6 protein-coding genes are annotated in these 4162 nt (G+C 71.4%); all 6 read right to left on the bottom strand.

Annotated elements, in window-relative coordinates; genetic code table 11:
- Positions 1 to 311 (bottom strand): ATP-binding cassette domain-containing protein (locus P409_RS28090; RefSeq protein ID WP_034846186.1); only part of this gene is annotated, 311 nt, incomplete at its 3' end.
- Between the two features lie 9 nt (positions 312 to 320).
- Positions 321 to 659: a hypothetical protein gene (locus tag P409_RS28095; RefSeq protein ID WP_034846188.1), complete on the bottom strand. Its 339-nt coding sequence runs from the start codon at positions 657 to 659 to the stop codon at positions 321 to 323.
- Positions 660 to 684: 25 nt separating this feature from the next.
- Positions 685 to 1611, bottom strand: coding sequence for a peptidylprolyl isomerase (locus tag P409_RS28100; RefSeq protein WP_052121493.1), 927 nt, complete (start codon positions 1609 to 1611; stop codon positions 685 to 687).
- Complete coding sequence (locus P409_RS36490; RefSeq protein ID WP_052121494.1) at positions 1608 to 2264, bottom strand: polyketide synthase docking domain-containing protein; 657 nt, start codon at positions 2262 to 2264, stop codon at positions 1608 to 1610. The genes P409_RS28100 and P409_RS36490 overlap by 4 nt, the downstream gene beginning before the upstream one ends.
- 11 nt (positions 2265 to 2275) lie before the next feature.
- Entirely contained in the window at positions 2276 to 3886 is a 1611-nt protein-coding gene (locus P409_RS28110) for a putative porin (RefSeq protein ID WP_034846190.1), read from the bottom strand.
- A gap of 8 nt (positions 3887 to 3894) precedes the next feature.
- The coding region (locus tag P409_RS28115; RefSeq protein ID WP_034846192.1) for a TonB family protein at positions 3895 to 4162 on the bottom strand (268 nt) is incomplete at its 5' end.

A 4162-nucleotide genomic window follows, 5' to 3' on the forward strand; every position in this document is an offset into this window, starting at 1 on the left:
AGCCCGTGCACGGCGGCGACGAAGCCGAGCAGGCCGGCCGGCGTCATCTCCGGATACAGCGGCGCACCTTCCGGCAGATAGCCGAGGCGGCGTCGCGCCGCGATCGGCCGCCGCCGGACATCGATGCCGTCCAGCGCCGCGGTGCCGGCATCCGGCTCGAGATAGCCGGCCAGCATGCGCAGCAGCGTCGACTTGCCGGCGCCGTTCGGGCCGAGCAGGCCGACAACCTCGCCGCGCCCGACCTCGAGCGAGACGCCGGCGACCGCGATCACGGAGCCGAAGCGGCGATGCAGATGCTCGGCGCGGATCATGCCCGGCGCCTAGGCCGCCGCCGGGGCAGCGGCGCTGCCGGGGATGTCCGCAATCGGGCCGAAGGTCTGCTCATAGGACGCCACGGTCTCGGCCAGCTTGCGCGCCAGGTCCTTCATCGTCACCGGGCTCATCGCAAGGCTGACCAGCCACTCCGTGGCCATCGGCTCGGCGGAGGGCGAGGGGCCAGCGCCGACGACGATGCGGGCGCGGCCGACCAGCAGCTGCGCCTCCGCCGCATTGGCGGTCAGGTGGAACAGCGAGAAGTAGCGGGTGTCGGGGGAAAAGCGTTCGGCCGCCCCGTTGGCGGCGCCGTTCGCCGTGCCCGGCTGGGTCTGCTGCGTGGTCATGCTCGTCTCCATCGGTTCCGTTCGGTCACTGGGTCGCGGCGGCGGGGGCCGCAGGCGCCAGGCGGGACAGGATCTCCGCCACCGCGATCTCGTTGATCGCCGGCGGGGCGGCGCCGACCAGGTCCTCGACATATCGACGCCGCAGATCCGCGGCCTGCTGGCGGTGCACGGCCTCGACCAGCAGCGGCCGGACCTCGTCGAAGCCCTGCACCCGCGACTCCTTGCGGTCGATCAGGCGGATCAGGTGCCAGCCGGCCTGGCTGCGGATCGGCGCGCTGACGGCGCCCTTGTCCAGCCCGGCCACGGCCTGGCGGATCTCTGGCAGCAGCTGGTCCTCGGACAGCCAGCCCATGTCGCCGCCATTGTCGGCGCTGTCCTTGTGCTGCGAGGATTGCCGCGCCAGGGCGGCGAAATCGGCGCCGCGGGCCCGGGCCTTCCGGCGCAGGTCGCCGATCTGGTTCTCCGCCGCCGCGGCCGCCTCCGCCGAGGCGCCCTGCGGCACCGGCAGGAAGATCTGCGCCAGCCGCACCTGCGCCGGCGCCACGAAGCGGGCGGTGTTGTCGTCGTAGATCCTGCGCAGGTCGGCCTCCGGCGGCTCGGCGGCCGGCGGCTCGGATCTGGCGGCAAGCCAGGTCTCGACGACCACCTGCTGCCGCGCCTGGTCGATCGCCGCCGCCACCTCGGGCCGGTCGGCCCAGCCGGCCTTGGCCGCCTCGGCGGCCACGGCGCGGCGCGTCAGCTCGGCCCGGATCAGCCCGTCCAGCGCCTCGCGGCTGGCCACGGCCTGGGCCCGGATCTCGGGCGAAAGGCCACGCAGGAACGCCTCGACCTCGGCCGGCGACAGGCCGATAGCGCCCATCCGGGCGACCGGCTCGGCCGCCGGCTGCTGCGCCAGGGCGGCCGGCGTGGCGGCGAGTGCGAACAGCGCGACAAGGAGCGGAAGGCGCCTCACTTCGACGGCTTCCGGTAGCGGGCGTCGGCCAGCTTGTCCTGCAGGTCCTGGATGATGTTCTCCATCTCGACGCTCTTGAGCTGGGTGAACGGCTCGTTCTGCGTCAGCACGTCGCCGAGGTCCTTGCCGTCATAGGCGGCCAGCACCTCGCGGCCGACCTTGTAGAGCTGGTCGTTGCTGGCCTGGCAGGCCTTGAGGAAGCTTGTGGTCTGGTCCAGCCCGGCCTGGGCCGTGGCCCGCCGCCCCTCAGTGTCGTGCAGCTGGCCCTGGGTGCGGCCGAGGCTGCGCCGGGTCTGGTCCAGCTCGCCCCGGGTCGTCTCCAGGGTCTTGGCCGCGGTGTCCAGCTCGGCCTGCAGCCCGTCGGCCTTCTCGGTGGCGGCGTCCAGCCGGCCCTGGACCTGGCCGATCTGGGCGCGCAGCTGCTTGGCCTCGGCGTCGCGGGTGGCGATGGTCTGCTGCGCCTGGCTCAGCTGGGACTGCAGCGACGTCGCCTGGTTCTGGGCCGTGCGCAGGTCGATCGTGGCCCGTCGCAGCGCGTCGCGCAGCTTGGCGACATCGCTCTCCTCCTGCGCCGCGGCCGGGCCAGCGAGGCCGGCCAGCATGGCGAGGCCCAGCAGGGCGGCCGGGATGGTCCGAGGGCGGGTGGCGAGCATCGTTCCCTCCGTCAGAAGCGGGCGTTGAGGTCGAGCATCAGCGTGTCGACGGAGAATTTCGGGCCGCTGATCGCATCGCTGCTGAGCCAGCGCAGCCCGAGCCAGACATCGTCGACGATGCCGTAGTTGCCGGCGAGCACGAAGCCCTTGGCGTTGGTGCCGCCATTGTGGAAGTCGCTGTCGGTGAAGGCGTCGATCACCGAATCCGACTCCAGGTACTTGTAGGTGAAGCTCGCGTTCCAGTCGTTGCCGTGCTGGATGTCGGGATGGCCGACCAGGACACGGGCGAGATAGGCCATGTTGCCGCTCTTGCGGCCGGGCTCGGCGACGCGGGCCGTCACCTTGTCCTTGTCGTAGCCGAGATTGGCCACCAGGTCGCCGGTCAGCACGATGTGGATCGGGTCGAAGGCCGAGATGTCGAGCGAGGTGGTGACGTTCAGCTCCTGGAACTTCGAGGCCAGGCCGAAGGCGACCAGGTCGTCGTCGTCATCGGCCGGGTTGCCCTTGTCGCCGACGTCCCACAGGCTGTTGCCCTTCTGCAGGAAGGACGGCACCGAGGTGTTGCGGCGGCGGTCGTCGAGATCGATCGCCCGCGGGTCGCCCAGCACGTTGTGGAAGTCGTAATAGGCGACGCCGAGCTTGAACGCGGCATCGTCATAGGGACGCCAGTCGACGCCGATCTGGCCGCCATACAGCACCTGGTCGCGGGCGGAGAAGGCCAGCTCCTTCAGCGGGAACAGGCCGACCGCGCCCCAGGCGTCCAGCTGGTCCAGCACCGGCTGGCGGTAGCCCAGTGCGACGCCGTCGAAATTGACGTCCTCGTCCCACACCAGGTCGGTCGAGTAGAACGGGTTGCCGAAGCGGCCGGCATCGAATTTCAGATTGCCGCCGGTGCCCAGCGGGTCGCCCTCGTACTGCACATAGGCGCGGTCGAGGTTGAAGTTCTTGTTGCCGAGTGCCATCGACATGTCGCCGTTGGTCGAGACCGGGTCGAGGTCGTTGCCGGTGGCGAGGCGGATATCGGTGCTGAAGCCGCTGCCGAGATCGGCCTTGACCCCGAGCCGGGCGCGGATCTGGCCGCGATAGCGGTCGTCGCGGGTGTCCAGCAGCGGCGGGAAGGATTGCGCGTCGTTGATGCTGGTGCCGTAGCCGTCGTTGTTCAGCTTCTGGAAGTCCAGGAACTCGGCGTTGTTCGGGTCGTAGTAGTCGGCCCGGCCGCGCACCCGGACATCGCCGTACAGCTTCACCTTGTCGAGCCAGGCGGGCAGCGTGCCGGGGTCGCCCCAGCGCTCGGTCTTGGCCTGGGCCAGCACCTCCTGCTTGACCTCGTCGCGGATCTGGTTGCGCACCATCTCCGGCACATAGGGCACGCGCACCGTGCCCGGCGGGGTGCCGGGCGGCACCGCCTGGCCGCTGGCCCGCTGGTTCGCCTCGGCTGCCCGCGCCTCCTGCTCGGCCTGGGTCAGCAGCACCTGCGCCTTGTCGCGCGACAGGATGCCCTCCTGCACCAGCAGCCGGATCAGGGCCAGCGTCGTCGACTGCTCGGTCGGCGGGGTCTGGCCGAGGGCCGCGCCGACGGCGAGAACGCTGATCGCGGCGGCGAGGCCGATTGGCTTGAACATCAGATCCCTCATGCCCTGGACTGCTGGATGTTGAGCTGGATGCGAAGGGTGACCGGCGTGCCGCTGGGCGGCGCCTGGCCGAAGGAGCCGAGGCGGCGCACCGCCTCCACCACCGCGTTGTCGACCGAAGGGTCGCCGCAGGATTGCGCCAGGCGGATCTGGCCGATCCGCCCGTCCGACCCGACCGAGATCGCCAGCACCACCGAGGCGCGGCGGCCGCGCACCGTGTCGCTGCCGTCGACGACGCGGCGCAGGGTGGTGTCGCGCTGGGCCGCG

The sequence above is a fragment of the Inquilinus limosus MP06 genome, assembly GCF_000767795.1.
GTDB classification, from domain to species: Bacteria; Pseudomonadota; Alphaproteobacteria; order DSM-16000; family Inquilinaceae; genus Inquilinus; species Inquilinus limosus_E.